The following is a 15,195-nucleotide window of genomic DNA, read 5'->3' as shown; positions in this document are numbered from 1 at the left end:
TGCATTCTAACCTCCTTGTATGACGACTCTCCGCAACGCTTTGCCCATAGCGAACTTACCTATTAGCAATAGCGCGAATAGCCAGACAAGCTGAATGGGAATCAGTTCCAACGCTTCGCGGGCGGGAATATGTCCGGAATAGACGCGGAACGGAAAATCCGCCGTTAACCGGAAAGGCAGAACGTTGACGATGGATTGCAGCCAATCGGGCATTAATGGGATCGGAATGACCATTCCCGCGAGAAATTCGCCGATTACCCCGAACATGAGCAGCGAGCCGGCGGCAGACATCGTGACGAAAGTAGAAATGTAGATGAGCATGGAAATCGACACGAGGATAAGTAGTCCAAGAAGAAGAGCGATGACGAATAAGGTGGCGGTGGCCAGATCACTCGGCAGCGATAGGCGATAAGGCTGCGGCAAGAATACGGCGACGACGAGAATAGGCGCACAGCGAAGCACTGCGCTCGATATACGCTGGGCAAGCAGCTTGGCGTACCAGAACCCGTAAATGCCAGTTGGACGACACATCTCGTAGGCGATATTGCCTGAAGTAATGAGCTGGAAGAGTTCGTTATCCCTGAACCATAGCATGATGAACGAGAGGAAAGCTTGCTGTAGCCAGACGTATGTAATCAACTGCTGCAGAGAGATGGTCGGCGTGACGCTAGTTTGGCTATAGAAGGCTTCGAATACCATAATAATAATGAATCCCCAGAAAACTGCGTCGCGATTCCCGCGAGCGCGGCGGAACGATATTGCAGACCGTTGACGAGTCGCAACCGGAAGACGGATAAGTATGATTTCATGTGATTTGGTACTCCTCGTACATCCGTACGATGATTTCTTCGATCGAAGGCGTTGACTCGGATGGGAAAGCATTAACGTATCTATCACGCAATGCGTGAATGTCACCATCGTAGAGCAGGGAGCCTTTCCCAATGAGAATGATCCTTTGGGCGAGCGCTTCGATATCGTTCATATCGTGGGTGGTCAGAATAATCGTGACGCCCTTCTCTTGATTGATTCGTGTGATGAACTGCCTCACCGCGATTTTGGAGACGGCGTCGAGCCCGATCGTTGGTTCGTCGAGGAAGAGGATGCTGGGGCTGTGCAGGAGCGAGGCCGCGATTTCGCAGCGCATCCGCTGTCCGAGGCTTAGCTGCCTAACCGGCGTTCGAATAATGTCCTCGAGGTCTAACGTTTCCGTAAGGAGCTTGAGATTGCTTTGATACTCGGCTTCTGGTACATCGTAGATGTCCCTTAGCAGATCGAAGGAATCGATGACCGGCACGTCCCACCAGAGCTGGGATCGTTGTCCGAATACAACGCCGATGTTTTTCACGTACGCGACTCGGTCGAGCCAAGGCGTGTAGCCCATGATTTTGCAAGTTCCGCTGTCCGGCACGAGTATCCCGCTAATGACTTTAATCGTCGTCGATTTGCCGGCCCCGTTCGGTCCGATGTAGCCGACGATTTCTCCCGGCTCGATAGAGAACGAAATGTCGCTTAAAGCGGCAACCTCCGTATACTCCCTGCGAAACAGCGACTTCACCGCGCTTCGTACCCCCGAAGATCTCTTCGCTACTTTGAAGCTCTTACTAATTCCGCTAACGGTTATCAATGATTTATCCTCCTGTATGGATTGACAAAGCGAAAGGAACAAGATGTTATCACCTTCATTAAAGTATGTCAACCGTCTATTTCGCAGGTTATTATCGGCTTCTAGCCTATTGTGCAGGAAGTGCCCGCTTTGAGCGTTACCTATTGCTTAAAGCTATGGAATCCGATACAATAGGCAATGATCAAATGATGATCATTTGTTATGTTTGTGATAAACCTATTTGAAAATGGAGGGTCGAATGTGAACAACGCACGTGAAAAAGACATCCTTGAGCTTCTTCACCAGCAATCGCCTTCGTCAGTCCAACAGCTTGCTTCCTATTTGAAAATGTCCGAGGTAACAGTACGGCGGGATCTTGTGGAGATGGAGCAAAAAGGACTGCTTGTTCGAAAGCGGGGGTGGGCCTTTCTTCCCGGCCTCGGGATCGAGCCTCTTTTTAATCTAAGAATGAAGCAAAATCCCGACTTGAAGCAAAGAATCGCGGCCTATGCGGCGGATCAAGTGTGCGAAGGGGAAGTGATTGCTCTCGATATCGGTACAACGGTTACGGAGCTTGCCAAGGAGTTGCTTCGTAAAAACAACGTTACTGTATTTACGTTCTCCTTCCAGGCAGCAAACATCCTCTCGCAGAGCAACGTAAATTTGTATCTCGTCGGCGGCAATCTTCGCAAGACGGAGATGTCGCTTGTCGGTTCGATTACTCGCGACACGATCATGAAATTTCACTTCGACCGCTTCTTCATGGGAATGGCCGGACTTTCCAAAGATAATGGACCAACCGATTTCAATCTGGAGGAAGCTGAGATCAAACGAGCGTTCATCGAACGTTCCAAGCACGTAGTGGCATTGGTCGACAAGACGAAAATCGGCGTAACGTCGCTCGTTAAGATTTGCGAGTTCGACGAGATAGACGAAATCGTAACGAACGAAGATCCTGAATCGATGCATGAGCAAATTCCTTTTCGAGGCAAATGGACTTTCGTATAGGGAGTAAAATAAGGTGGAGTTTGGCGAGAAAAAGACGGCGAAAGCCGTCTTTTTTTATGCGTAAAACTAAAACACACAAATATATTGATCATTAAATGATCACAATATGATTATTATTGATCATAATGAGATTTTTATTGACCACAATGTAAGCTCGTGATATATTTAGATCACAGAATGATATTTTGTAAGATAACATGACATCAAAGTCCCGTAGTGTGTTCGATAAAAATGCAAATTGAAGGAGGATGGATTGTGAGTCGCTACTCATTAGGGATCGACATCGGCACAACATCCGTCAAAGCCATCCTGATTTCGCGCGATGGGCGAATCGTCTACGAGACAAGCTCTCCGCATGATCTTTATTCCGAACAAATCGGATGGGCGGAGGAAAACACGGAAGATTGGTGGAGCAACACGTTGCTCGTTATCGAGCGGATGTTGCGCGAGGTTCCGCACGCGATTGCGGGAATCGAAGCGATCGGCGTCAGCGGCATGGTGCCGGCGATCGTGCTGCTCGATTCGGAAGGGAATCCGTTGCGACGTTCGATTCAACAGAACGACGCGCGCTCCGGCAAAGAAATCGAATGGTTGAAGAAAACCCTCGACCAAGATACCCTCTTTCGTCTGACGGGCGGATATACGAATCAACAGCACGTATTGCCAAGATTGCTATGGGTAAAGGCGAACGAACCGGAAGTTTGGAACAAGACGTCGACGATTTTAGGATCCTACGACTACGTGACTTATCGATTGACCGGACAGTTTTCCGTGGAAGTGAACTGGGCGGTTGAAAGCGGTTTATACGACATTCACGAAGGCGCTTGGCTGACCGATCAGCTTAAAGGATTCAATATTGATCCCGACCTGTTCCCGGACGTTCGCGCTTCAGCCGACATCGTCGGAACCGTCTCGGAAGAGACGGCTAGATTAACGGGACTTCCGGCGGGGATTCCCGTTATCGCGGGTGCAGCGGACCATGTCGCTTCAACTTTGGCGGCGGGCATCGTGGACGAGGGAGATCTGTTGATCAAATTTGGAGGCGCGGGAGACATTCTCTACTGTACGAATGAAATCGTAACGGTACCGGAGTTGTTTTTCGACTATCACGTCGTTCCGGGACGTTACTTGCTGAACGGCTGCATGGCAGCTAGCGGTTCGCTCGTGAAATGGTATATCAAAGATTTGCTCCGCACCGAGAGCGACGATATTTTCAAAGAACTGGACGAGGCGGCGCTTAAAGTAAAGGCGGGAGCGGACGGATTGATCATCCTTCCTTATTTTCTGGGAGAGAAAACCCCGATCTTCGATCCGGAAGCGAGAGGCGTCATGTTCGGCCTTACTTTGTCCCACGGACGAGGTCATATTTTCCGGGCTATCCTCGAAGCGGTTATTTACGGTTTCAGGCATCATCTCGAAATTCTAGAGTCGCACGGTTACAGGCCGAACAAGGTGTACGCGACCAACGGCGGGGCGAAGAGTAAATTCTGGTGCCAGATTGCCGCGGACGTGCTGAAATGCGATATACGGTCATTCCCTTCCCATCCCGGATCGGCGCTCGGCGTCGCATTCGTGGCAGGTATGACCGCCGGGTTGTTCGACGATTGGTCGGACATTCACGGCTTCCTTCAAGATTATCGGGATTTCTCGCCGATACCGTCCAATTCGGACGTTTACGATAAATCGTATCGGATTTACCGGGACTTATATCGACAGCTGAAGCCGTCGTTTGAGTCTTTGCAGTCACTTTACTAAGGGGGAAACCACAGCATGACCAACCAACCATTGCGGAACCAAATCGCTCTAGTTACGGGGGGCGGAGCCGGAATCGGCCAAAGTATCGCGCTCAAGCTTGCTTCCTTGGGAGCAACAGTCGTCGTGACGGACATGCGCGCGGAAGCCGCGGAAAGCACCGTGGCGCTGTTGGAGCCGCAATCTCCGGCTCATTCGGCGAAGAAACTCGACGTAACCAATAAGGAAGAAGTCGTACGCGTGTTCGGTGAAACGGCGGCCCAATACGGGGGGATCGATATTCTCGTCAACAATGCCGGAGTCTCCACGATGAATACGATCGAAAAGTTGACGGAAAAAGAGTGGGACTTCAACTTCGACGTCAACATTAAAGGCATGTTCTTCTGCACGCAGGCGATTATTCCCATCATGAGAAACAGAGGGGGAGGCAAGATCGTGAATACCGCTTCCATGGCCGGCAAACGCGGCGTCCCTTTACTGGCGCATTACGCGGCTTCCAAATGGGCGGTTATCGGCTTTACGAAGAGCGCGGCTATGGAACTGGCGGTCGACAAAATTACCGTCAATTGCGTATGCCCGGGATATGTGAAAACGAGCATGCAGGAACGCGAGTTGGAGTGGGAAGCTTCGCTTCGAGGCATGACGCCTGAAGAAGTGAAGGACGAGTATATCCGCAACACGCCGCTTGGCAGGTTATGTACCGCGGAAGACGTTGCCAGAGCGGTCGGATTCCTCGCGTCGCCCGAAGCCGAATTCATTAGCGGCGAGGCGATGGACGTAACCGGAGGGGCGGGATTGGGTTGACGAAGATAAGAGTAGGCACGGATGAATATGACATCGATGGCGTAGTTTTCGACAAGGACGGGCTGCTCTTTGATTCGCTGCATTTCTGGAAAGGGCTAGGGGACATCCGTATTGCGACTTTGGCCGAGATCGATCGGTTTCCGATCGAGGAATGGTGCCGCTTGTTCGGCGTCCGGTTAGAGGACGGCAAGGTCGCGGACATCGATCCGAACGGCATCTTCGCGATCGCTTCTCCCCAGGAGGAAGCTACCGTTACGGCAGCGTTGCTGCATGACGCCACCGGATCGGAGTGGGGGTGGTGCCGTAATCAAGCAGCGGCTGCCTTCAGGCGCTCCGACGAAAGATTCGACGTGCGTAAAGTGCTGCATCCGAAACCCGGTTTCCCCGATATATTCCGCAGGTTGCGGGAGGCCGGAATTCCATATGGAATCGCCACTTCCGACGATGCGGAGCGGACTCGGATATCGGTAGACGTATACGATCGTGCGGATGATCTTTCATTCATCATCACGCCGGTAGACGTGAAGAAAGGCAAGCCGAGTCCCGACATGCTGCATCTAGCTTCTGACATTCTTGGGGTTCCGACAGGCAGATTGCTCATGCTCGGAGATTCCTACGTTGACGTTCAAATGGCGCACGAGGCGGGAAGCATCGGAATCGGCATACCGGACGATGGAGGGATGGAGACGAAGATGCGGCCTTATGCGTCCAAGATTATCTCTTCATTAGAGGAAATTGAGTTTTAGGCGGGGGAGGTGAATCAAATGAACGCAAAACAGAGCGTAAGGCTGCTGAACGGTCTAACCTATGCCGCGCTTACAGGAGTTGCTCTTATTTTTCTTCTGCCCATTCTTTGGATCGTTCGGACGTCTTTTACGACCAAGGCGGTAGCCTATCAGATTCCCCCGAAATGGTTCGTAGAGCCGACGTTGGACAACTATCGGGCTATCTTCTCCGATAACCCGTTCGGAAGATACTTTATGAACAGTATGGTCGTTTCGCTAGTTTCGACGTTCATTGCCGTCATACTTGGGGCAATGGCGGCCTACTGGATCGCGCGACGGGTGAAAGGCGGCAACTTCTTGCGGATTGCGATTCTGGGAACCCAGATGCTTCCACCGATCGTAATGGTTATTCCGATCTTCATGATGATCAAGAAGCTGGATTTGCTCGATTCTTGGGTGGCACTGATCGTGACTTATTTATCCTTTAGTTTGCCCTATATGATCTGGCTTCTGATCGGGTTCTTCGAAGGAATACCGAAAGACCTGGACGAAGCTTGCGAGATCGACGGCTGCACGAAAATGCAAGCGTTCACGAGAGTGGTTCTGCCGCTTGCGGCTCCCGGTATAATGGCGGCAGGAATTCTCAGCTTCCTGATGGCATGGAACGAGTTTTTGTTCGCTTTGGTACTGACGGGCACCGGAGCGCGCACGCTTCCGGTGGCGATCGCCAACATGGAAACCCAACAAGGCGTTATGATTGCCCAATTGTGCGCTGCGACGGTGATCATCATTCTTCCCGTTGTATTCCTGTCTTTGTTTATACAGAAATACCTGGTCAACGGTATGACAATGGGCTCTGTCAAATAAGGAGGATCAATTAAATGAAGAAACATGGAATAGTGCTGATGGCAATCGTGCTCGTAATGTCGCTGCTTTCCGCATGCTCATCCGGAAACAACAAGGAAGCATCCGAAAGTTCCGGCGCGGCAGGCAGCGGTAAAAAGGAACTCAATATTCTGATGGAGTCGGTACCGGATACCGATTTCGTCAAGCAAGTGGTCGATAAGTTCACGGCGGAATCAGGTATTAAAGTCAATATCGAAGCTGTCAATTATGCTTCCATGCACGAGAAACTCGTGCCGCAATTGCTCAATGCAACCAGCAGTTACGACATTATCGTCGTGGATAACTATTGGGTTGGGGAGTTCACGGATGCGGGATGGCTTGAACCGCTTGATTCCTATATTGCCCGAGACAAGTTCGATACGAGCGTGTACTCGAAATCGATGTGGAATATGGTAGGGCAAGTAAAGGATACGGCCTACATGCTTCCATTCTACAACTACGCGATGTCTCTAGTGTATCGCACGGACATCTTCAACAATACCGATTTGAAAGCTAAGTACCAAGCCGAGTTCGGCCGTGAATTGACGCTTCCGGACAATCTGGAAGAGTACGTGAACATCAGCAAGTTTATTACCAAGGAAAACGGAAATTCCATGTATGGCTCCGTTATGATGGGCCTGCGCCCGGATCCGATCAGCGTCGAATGGCTCAACTACTTGTTCAGCTCCGGCGGCGATTTTTTCAACGAAGACGGTTCCGTCCGAATCAACGATGCGAACGCCGCGAAATCGCTCGGCTTGTATATCGACAACATGAAGAATGCAGCTCCGAAAGGCGCGGCAGGGTTCGGCTTCGACGAAGCGTTTAACGTATTCGCTCAAGGTAATGCGGCTTCGTTCATCACCTACAACTGGATGTTGAACAAGCTGCAAGACGAGAATGAATCCAAAGTCGCGGGCAAGGTTGACGTAGCTGAAGTTCCTGGCGGCGTTTCGCTTAATGGAGGATGGGGCTGGGCGATTCCGAAGAATGCCGGGGATAAGGAAGCTTCTTGGAAATTCCTTAAATGGGTCGAATCGTTCGATATCGCTAAGGAACGCGCTTTGGCAGGGGGTTCCCCGACGAGAAACGACGTATTCACGGACAGCGACGTGTTAGGACAATATCCTCATTATGTAAGAGTACAAAAAATCATTAATGATTCGCACATGATTCCGATTATTCCGCAAGCGCCGCAACTGATCGAGATTTTAGGTCGCGAACTGTCCGAAGCGGTGTCGGGAGGTAAATCCGCCCAGAAGGCATTGGATACCGTGGCTAAAGAAATTGCCGAATTGGAATAGAAGCAAGGAATGATTATTTGATCCCGGGAAGGAGGTGGTTGGCCGATGTTTTCGGTAAAACGCAAGCAATTTCTGATCTTTTTCGTTCCTTCCTTGATCGTGCTCGCCGTGACGGTTATCTATCCGTTAGTCTATTCGCTGATCATGAGCTTTACGAACGCATCTTTGAAGAAACAGGGGTTCGGAGAGTTCATCGGACTGGATAACTATATCAAGGCGTTTAAGGATACTTATTTTATTGATTCGGGTTGGAATACGATCGTCTTTACGGTCATCGTGGTTACGCTGGAGTTTCTGTTCGGGTTGGCCGTCGCGTTGTTGCTCAATCGGATCAAACGGGGCAAAAAGATCTTTTTTACGATCATCATTGTGCCGATGCTGATCACCCCCGTTGCCGTCGGTCTTATCTGGAGGCTGCTTCTGCACCCTGATCTGGGAATCGTCAACTATTTACTCGGATTGATCGGAGTAGAAGGGCAAGCATGGCTGGGAGATGCTAAGCTCGCTATGATGACAGTCGTCCTGGTGGACATTTGGCATCAGTTGCCGTTTATGATCTTGTTGCTGCTTGCCGGGTTAGTATCTTTACCCGGAGAGCCTTATGAAGCTGCCACCATCGATGGGGCCGGCAGATTTCAAACCTTTCTGCATGTAACCCTGCCGTTGATGAAGGAAACGATCGTCGTGGCCGTCCTATTCCGCGTCATAACCGCCATCAAGACTTACGACCTTATCTACGTATTGACGAAGGGCGGACCGGGAACGACGACGGAAGTCATCAGCTATCACATTTACAAGCAAGCCTATACCTTCTTAAACACAGGGTACTCCTCGGCTATGTCCTACCTGCTGCTTATCGTCATTATGTTGATCAGCACCTTGTTCGTTAGAGTCAGCAGAGGAAAGCCTCAGCCTAGATAACAGACACAGAATTTACATTATAGGAGTGATTGGAATGACATGGTTAAAAGAAGTCATCGGAACAGAAAAGGCAATTATCGCCATGTGCCACTTGCTTCCATTGCCAGGCGATCCGCATTTTGACGCCGAAAAAGGAATGGAGTACGTCATTGAGATGGCCAGAAAAGATTTTCTGGCGCTCCAAGAAGGCGGCGTCGACGCCGTCATGTTCTCCAACGAGTTCAGCCTTCCTTATTTGACCGACGTCAAAACCGAGACTGTAGCTGCAATGGCCCGCATTATCGGCGAGTTGATGCCGCTAATTAAAATTCCTTTCGGAGTGAACGTATTGTGGGATGCCAAGAAATCGCTTGATCTCGCGGTAGCAACCGGGGCGAAGTTCGTTCGGGAAATTTTCACGGGCGTTTACGCCAGCGATTTCGGTTTATGGAATACGAATGTGGGAGAGACGATCCGCCATCAGCATCGCATCGGCGCAGACAACGTAAAGCTATTGTTCAATATCGTACCGGAGGCTGCCAAATACGTAGCCGATCGCGAGATCGAAAGCGTCGTCAAATCGACGGTGTTCAACAACCGTCCGGATGCGCTCTGCGTGTCGGGATTGACTGCCGGCGCGGAAACGGATGATCAAATTTTGCAACGCGTCAAAAAAACGGCGAACGGGACGGTCGTGCTGGCCAATACCGGCATCCGCTTGGAGAACGTGGAACGACAATTGGCCGTGGCCGACGGCGCCGTTGTCGGAACGACGTTCAAACACGACGGCGTATTCGAGAATCATGTCGACATCGAACGCGTGAAAGCGTTAATGGACAAGGTTAAGGCGTTCCGCAAAGACGCGATCGTCGTTTAATCGGGAACTGTATGCCATAACGAATTTGCGAGCAACCTCGATCCGGGTTTTTAACGGATCGGGGTTTTGTTCATTTTTATCCCCCCATGATGGAAATAGCGACTAATAGGCGAGCTATTCGGTTTTATAATGTAGGAAGCGGAATCTTTCTTCCGCTCATGTCGATCAGGTCCTCCTACTGCTATAATGAGTTCAAATTACTCGAGAGGACGGACACCTTCAGATGAGTCTGAGCAAACGCATTTTCGCCGCATTTTTAGCATTTATTATCGTACCTTTGTTCGTGTTGGGCACAGTATCCTACCTCGTATTCCAGAAGGTAACGCAAGAGAAATATGCGGAACAGACGGAGTTGACATTGAAAGCGATCGGCCGAAACATCAACAACATGATCAAAGAAGCCAACTATTTCTCCGATTTCTGGGTAACGACAGAGGATAGCGTTGAGGCCGCGGAGCAATCGATCGACCCGAACGGGGGCAGCCCCGATGCTGCCGGAGATGCGTCCAGGGTGCCTGACTACATTCAATTGCTCGAGAAGGAGAAGCTTCGTCAAAGAATGCTGCTCACCTACCCGGGGATAAAATCCGTCACGCACTATCGCAACGATAACCAACAAGTGACCGTCAATTTTACGAAAGATACCCCGCTCGCGCGCGAAGATCTGGAGAATAACCCTATCTATCAAGAAGTCCTCAAGAAAAATGGGGCACCGGTATGGGTCGGGCCCAATGAAGACGTGAAACTGACTGGCGAGAACAATTTATTCACGCAGATTCGGGTGTTGCTGGATATTGATACTCTGAAGAGCAAAGGAATTCTAGTCACGCGGTTTCAGATGACCGAGCTAAACCGGATATTCAGCTTCTATAGCAGCCAAGGAAAAATAGATCGGCGTTTTCTCATCGTCGGCGGCAACGGCAACATCATATTCGATAACGAAACGGTAGCGGAAGGGCAAAATATCTCGAAGTACGTGGATTCGATCAAAGGAATCGACTTGACCAGCGGTAAGCCGCAGAGCAAGACCTTATCCTTTGACGGCCGAAAAAGCTTCGTCTCCGTTCAAGATTTGCAATTGCAGCGTTTAGGCGTCGGAGATTGGAAGCTTGTCATGGTGACCTCGTGGCAGTATTTGTCCGGGGATATGGCGATCGTGCTTCGCTGGATGGTCGTCGTAACTTCCATTTCACTCATATTGGCACTTGTCTTTAATCTCATGTTCGTGCGCAGAACAGTAACCTTCATTATTCGCGTTGTTAAGGCGATGCGCCAGGTGGAGCGGGGAGATCTAACGACGCGCGTAACGATCGTTGGGAAAGACGAGACGTCGACGCTGGCCCGAGGCTTCAACAGCTTGGTCACAAGAGTGGAGGAGCTTCTCGACGACGTCAAAGAAGAGCAATCGCGCAAGCGCAAAGCGGAGATGATGCTGCTTCAAGCTCAGATTAAGCCTCACTTCTTGTTCAATGCGCTTGAGTCCATTAACATTTTGGCGGTGCAGAACGAAGGGCGCAAAGTAAGCAAGATGGTTCAACGGCTGGCGAATATTTTCCGGATCAGCATCCAACAGAAGGAAGAAATCACGATCGAACAAGAATTGGAGCATCTGACGAGTTACTTGGAAATTCAGAAGTATCGATTCGAGGAGCTGTTCGACTATACGATCGACGTTCCGAAAGGGCTCTTGACCAGATCCATTCTAAAGCTCACGCTTCAACCGCTTGTCGAGAACAGCATTCAGCATGGTTTCGAGGGGATCGAATACATGGGACGTATCCATATTAGAGCCCAAGAAGAAGGATCGAATATCGCTTTCTACGTAGAGGATAACGGTATTGGCATATCTGAGCGACAGTTGGAGCAGTTCGCGACTAGAGGGATGACGACATTGCAGGAAATGGCCGAAGAATCGCCGGAAACCGGAGAACGCCGCGGCCTTGGGGTAGGCAACGTCGCCGATCGACTGCGGATTCACTATGGACAAGGGTACGGCATTATTCTATGTAGCGCACCGGGTCATGGGACAGTCATTAAATGTTTAATACCTCAAACCCCTCGGGAGTGATTTGCTTATGAGACTTAAAGCCCTATTGGTGGATGATGAAGTTAATATTCTAAAAAATTTAACCGCGGTTATTCCATGGGATGCTCTCGATATCGATTTAATCGGTACGGCTCGTAACGGCGAGCAAGCGCTGGAAATGGCCAGATTGAAACGCCCGCATCTCATCCTATGCGATATTCGCATGCCGGTCATGGATGGAATTGAATTTCTAGGCGCTCTTCGCGAGTTCGACTCGGAAGCCGAAGTGATCATGATGACGGGTTATCAGGACTTTAGCTACGTGCGTTCGGTTATTCGTTATGAAGTGAAGGATTATATTCTAAAGCCGATCGACTACGAAGAACTTGCGGAAACGATCAAGCGGTTGACCTTGGGTATTCGGGAAAGAAGCTTGGAGCAGCACTCCATGCAACAGGAGTGGAAACAGGTTTTTCATCTCGCTTACGAGAAGGTGCTTTATGATCGCATAATCGATCTCGGCGGATCCGCCAGCCGACCTTTCCTGAAGCTGGACGATACGGAATCGGAAAACTTGGCGTTCGCGATGATGCTGGTCGATGTCGCGGATTATTCCAAAAGGGAAAGATCATGGGACGACAAGGAACGCAAGCTTTGGAATTTCGCGATCCATAACATTTTGCAGGAAAATCTCAATTCTTTCGAAGTACCGCATTCCGTCTTGCAAGTGAGAAGCGGAGAATGGTGCGTGCTAATCGAACGAGTCCCTCCGGATCTTTATGACCGCGAACAGTGCTTAGTATGGGCGGAGAAACTTCGCCAAGCGGTGGAAAGTTATCTTAAGCTGAACATACGCATCGCGGTTCATCCATCCGAAGTGAGCTTGAAGCAGCTTGCTAAAACCTATAAGAGCTTACAACGTTCGCTTAATCTGACTCCTACGGCCAATACGAACGTCATCTTGTCCGAGAAGGTCAGAGGGAATGCCGACACTTCCCAGCAGCTATGGGACCGCATAGAAGAGATGGTTACCGGATTGAAGCGGTGCGACCGCCGCCGAACCGAATCCGCGTTGAAGGAGTTGAACGATAGCTTTCGGTTGCTGCCGGAGACGTCGTTCGAAAGAGTGGCTCCAATCGTTCATTATTTGTGTATTCATTTGCTCAGGGAAATGCGAGAAATGGAAGTCATCAGCCGGGAAGAGGAAATCGCGATCTGGAGCCAGATCGATCAGCATCATGGGATTCGTGAAACTCTAATGGTTATTAACCGGCTGGTGGACCAATCGATTGAGAGCGTAATGAAGAAAAAGACGAGCGACGTTCTTATGCTCTCGGCGAGAGATTATATCGAACGCAACTTGTCGGCAGAGTTAAGCATAGATTTGCTAGCGGAATATTTGGGCATCAGCGGCAGCTATTTCAGCTTACTGTTCAAGCAACACTTCGGAGAAACATTCGTTGAATACGTCACGAAGCAAAGAATGGAAATGGCCAAATCTTTGCTCGCTTTAAGCGATAAGAGCGTGACATTAGTCGGCCAGATGGTCGGCTATGCGGAAAGACGTTATTTCACTAGAGTGTTCAGTAAATATACGGGGATGTTACCGTCGGAATATCGGGAACGGCAGCAGAATCAATCCGGAGCGGAGCCTCCGGCATGGACGAATTAGGAAGGTTGAACTGAACGAAGAGGGACGATAAAGGGAGAGAGTATAATGGCATTGAATAGAACTTTTGAACAGCTTGACCTGAAGGAGAAGATCGGACAGATTTTCATGTGTGGATTCGAAGGGTTGGAGCCTACAAAAGAGATCATAGATTTGATCAAGGATTACGGAATTGGCGGGATCATTTACTTCAGGCGAAACCTTCGCGATGCCTCCCAGGTTAAGGCGCTTTCCGCGAAGCTTCAGAAAGCATCTGCCGACCCTTTGTTTATCGCGATCGATCAGGAAGGCGGAATGGTCGTCCGTCTAGAGGATGGCGTGACGGTGATGCCTGGCGCGATGGCGCAAGGGGCTGCAGGGGATGCGGACCTGACTTTCGAAGCGGCGAAATGGTCCGGGGCGGAGCTGCGGGAAATCGGGATTAACATGAACTTTGCTCCATGCTTGGACGTGAACAATAATCCGCAAAATCCGGTTATTGGGGTTCGTTCCTATGGCGAAGATCCTAATCGCGTTGCGGATCTAGGAGTGGCAGCCATACATGGGTACCGGGAAGGCGGAGTTGTTGCCGTCGCTAAGCATTTTCCGGGCCATGGCGATACGGCGGTGGATTCCCACTATGATCTTCCGCTAGTGCCTCATGATGTCGGCCGGCTAAACGAAGTGGAACTGCTCCCTTTCCGCCGGGCGATTGAACAGCGCACGGATGCCATTATGACGGCTCACGTCGTATTCCCTGCTTTTGAACCGGACAACATTCCCGCGACTCTCTCCGCGCGGATCTTAACGGGGCTACTGCGCAACCAGCTTGGTTTTGATGGAGTCATCGTGACGGATTGCTTGGAGATGAACGCGATTGCCGAGACGATCGGAGTTGCTCGCGGAGCGGTTGAGGCCATTAAAGCGGGGGCTGATCTCATTCTCGTAAGCCATCGTCTGGTTCGTCAGAAGGCGGCGCTGGAAGCGGTGATGGAAGCGGTCATGACGGGAGAAATTCCGGAAGCACGAATCGAGGAAGCCGCGCGCAGAATATGGGAATTGAAGCACAATCGGGGGTTGTTCCACGATGTCCTTCCGGCAACGAACCGACTACGCGCGGAAGAAGTGCAACGCCAGCTTAGCGAATCGGCGGTCACGGTAGTCAAGGGTGAAGGGAACCTTCCTTTATCTAAGGAAGGCACTACGGTCGTCGTCTGGACCGAAGCTAGAGTCTGGACCGAGGTTATCGAAGTGATCGCGCAGGAGTGGACGTTAGGGGCTGCGCTCAAACAAGCAGGATATGACGTTCGGGAAGTCAGAATAGGCCTTAAGCCGACATCCGATGATGTAGAAGCGGTAATCGCGGCTACTGAAGGTTGCAAGACGGTCGTGTTCGCTTCTTACGACGCGGGATTCTCGCGCGAGCAATCGGAATTGATACGGGAGCTGTCTGCGAAAGGCAATTATTCATTCGTCTGGGTATCCACAAGAACCCCATACGATCTCCTGGTTGCACCGGAAGTGTCCACATACCTGTGTACTTACGAGAACAAGCCAGCCATGATGACAGCGTTGGCCGGAGTTCTATCCGGGCAGCTTCCCGTTACTGCGAAGCTCCCGGTAACGATCGGACAATACTCACGTGTATCCGCGGAGGAGTAGG

13 protein-coding genes are annotated in these 15,195 nt (G+C 50.6%); 11 read left to right on the top strand and 2 right to left on the bottom strand.

Features of this window, described 5'->3' with window-relative positions:
* Window positions 1–6: 6 nt before the first annotated feature.
* Both L3D05_RS17370 and L3D05_RS17365 read right to left on the bottom strand, forming a co-directional pair.
* Window positions 7–699, bottom strand: a complete 693-nt coding sequence (locus tag L3D05_RS17370; RefSeq protein WP_239617563.1) for an ABC transporter permease — start codon at window positions 697–699, stop codon at window positions 7–9.
* Between the two features lie 106 nt (window positions 700–805).
* Entirely contained in the window at window positions 806–1,624 is an 819-nt protein-coding gene (locus L3D05_RS17365) for an ABC transporter ATP-binding protein (RefSeq protein WP_239617562.1), read from the bottom strand.
* Window positions 1,625–1,864: 240 nt separating this feature from the next.
* Here L3D05_RS17365 and L3D05_RS17360 point away from each other — a divergent pair, with 240 nt between their 5' ends.
* The 11 genes from L3D05_RS17360 (at window position 1,865) to nagZ (ending at window position 15,194) form a co-directional block, all read left to right on the top strand.
* Window positions 1,865–2,611, top strand: coding sequence for a DeoR/GlpR family DNA-binding transcription regulator (locus L3D05_RS17360; RefSeq protein ID WP_239617561.1), 747 nt, complete (start codon window positions 1,865–1,867; stop codon window positions 2,609–2,611).
* 255 nt (window positions 2,612–2,866) lie between these two features.
* Complete coding sequence (locus L3D05_RS17355; protein WP_239617560.1) at window positions 2,867–4,366, top strand: FGGY-family carbohydrate kinase; 1,500 nt, start codon at window positions 2,867–2,869, stop codon at window positions 4,364–4,366.
* A 15-nt stretch (window positions 4,367–4,381) separates the two neighbouring features.
* Entirely contained in the window at window positions 4,382–5,167 is a 786-nt protein-coding gene (locus L3D05_RS17350; protein WP_239617559.1) for an SDR family NAD(P)-dependent oxidoreductase, read from the top strand.
* Window positions 5,164–5,913 carry an HAD family hydrolase gene (locus tag L3D05_RS17345; protein WP_239617558.1) on the top strand — a complete coding sequence of 250 codons (750 nt, stop codon included), beginning with the start codon at window positions 5,164–5,166 and terminating at the stop codon, window positions 5,911–5,913. Before L3D05_RS17350 ends, L3D05_RS17345 begins: the two co-directional genes overlap by 4 nt.
* An 18-nt stretch (window positions 5,914–5,931) precedes the next feature.
* Window positions 5,932–6,759, top strand: a complete 828-nt coding sequence (locus L3D05_RS17340; protein WP_239617557.1) for a carbohydrate ABC transporter permease — start codon at window positions 5,932–5,934, stop codon at window positions 6,757–6,759.
* A gap of 14 nt (window positions 6,760–6,773) precedes the next feature.
* Window positions 6,774–8,081: an extracellular solute-binding protein gene (locus L3D05_RS17335; protein ID WP_239617556.1), complete on the top strand. Its 1,308-nt coding sequence runs from the start codon at window positions 6,774–6,776 to the stop codon at window positions 8,079–8,081.
* 45 nt (window positions 8,082–8,126) lie between these two features.
* The gene (locus L3D05_RS17330; RefSeq protein ID WP_239617555.1) at window positions 8,127–9,002 is read left to right on the top strand and encodes a carbohydrate ABC transporter permease; all 876 of its coding nucleotides are present in this window, start codon (window positions 8,127–8,129) and stop codon (window positions 9,000–9,002) included.
* 34 nt (window positions 9,003–9,036) lie between these two features.
* The gene (locus L3D05_RS17325) at window positions 9,037–9,858 is read left to right on the top strand and encodes a BtpA/SgcQ family protein (RefSeq protein ID WP_239617554.1); all 822 of its coding nucleotides are present in this window, start codon (window positions 9,037–9,039) and stop codon (window positions 9,856–9,858) included.
* A gap of 223 nt (window positions 9,859–10,081) precedes the next feature.
* Window positions 10,082–11,926, top strand: a complete 1,845-nt coding sequence (locus L3D05_RS17320; protein WP_239617553.1) for a cache domain-containing sensor histidine kinase — start codon at window positions 10,082–10,084, stop codon at window positions 11,924–11,926.
* 7 nt (window positions 11,927–11,933) lie between these two features.
* Complete coding sequence (locus tag L3D05_RS17315) at window positions 11,934–13,556, top strand: response regulator (RefSeq protein WP_239617552.1); 1,623 nt, start codon at window positions 11,934–11,936, stop codon at window positions 13,554–13,556.
* Between the two features lie 45 nt (window positions 13,557–13,601).
* Window positions 13,602–15,194, top strand: a complete 1,593-nt coding sequence (gene nagZ / locus L3D05_RS17310; RefSeq protein WP_239617551.1) for a beta-N-acetylhexosaminidase — start codon at window positions 13,602–13,604, stop codon at window positions 15,192–15,194.
* Window position 15,195: the final 1 nt, after the last annotated feature.

Origin of the sequence: Cohnella mopanensis (assembly GCF_022352055.1) — a bacterium.
Taxonomy (GTDB): Bacteria; Bacillota; Bacilli; order Paenibacillales; family Paenibacillaceae; genus Cohnella; species Cohnella mopanensis.
Note: the sequence above shows the minus strand (reverse complement) of the source record. Positions and strands in the feature narration are given on the sequence as shown.

Bases quoted from the DNA above. Each gene is read 5' to 3' on its own strand.
- L3D05_RS17370 (WP_239617563.1), bottom strand. From the start codon at position 699: ATGGTATTCGAAGCCTTCTATAGCCAAACTAGCGTCACGCCGACCATC.
- L3D05_RS17350 (WP_239617559.1), top strand. From the start codon at position 4,382: ATGACCAACCAACCATTGCGGAACCAAATCGCTCTAGTTACGGGGGGC.
- L3D05_RS17340 (WP_239617557.1), top strand. From the start codon at position 5,932: ATGAACGCAAAACAGAGCGTAAGGCTGCTGAACGGTCTAACCTATGCC.
- L3D05_RS17335 (WP_239617556.1), top strand. From the start codon at position 6,774: ATGAAGAAACATGGAATAGTGCTGATGGCAATCGTGCTCGTAATGTCG.
- L3D05_RS17330 (WP_239617555.1), top strand. From the start codon at position 8,127: ATGTTTTCGGTAAAACGCAAGCAATTTCTGATCTTTTTCGTTCCTTCC.
- L3D05_RS17325 (WP_239617554.1), top strand. From the start codon at position 9,037: ATGACATGGTTAAAAGAAGTCATCGGAACAGAAAAGGCAATTATCGCC.
- L3D05_RS17320 (WP_239617553.1), top strand. From the start codon at position 10,082: ATGAGTCTGAGCAAACGCATTTTCGCCGCATTTTTAGCATTTATTATC.
- L3D05_RS17315 (WP_239617552.1), top strand. From the start codon at position 11,934: ATGAGACTTAAAGCCCTATTGGTGGATGATGAAGTTAATATTCTAAAA.
- nagZ (WP_239617551.1), top strand. From the start codon at position 13,602: ATGGCATTGAATAGAACTTTTGAACAGCTTGACCTGAAGGAGAAGATC.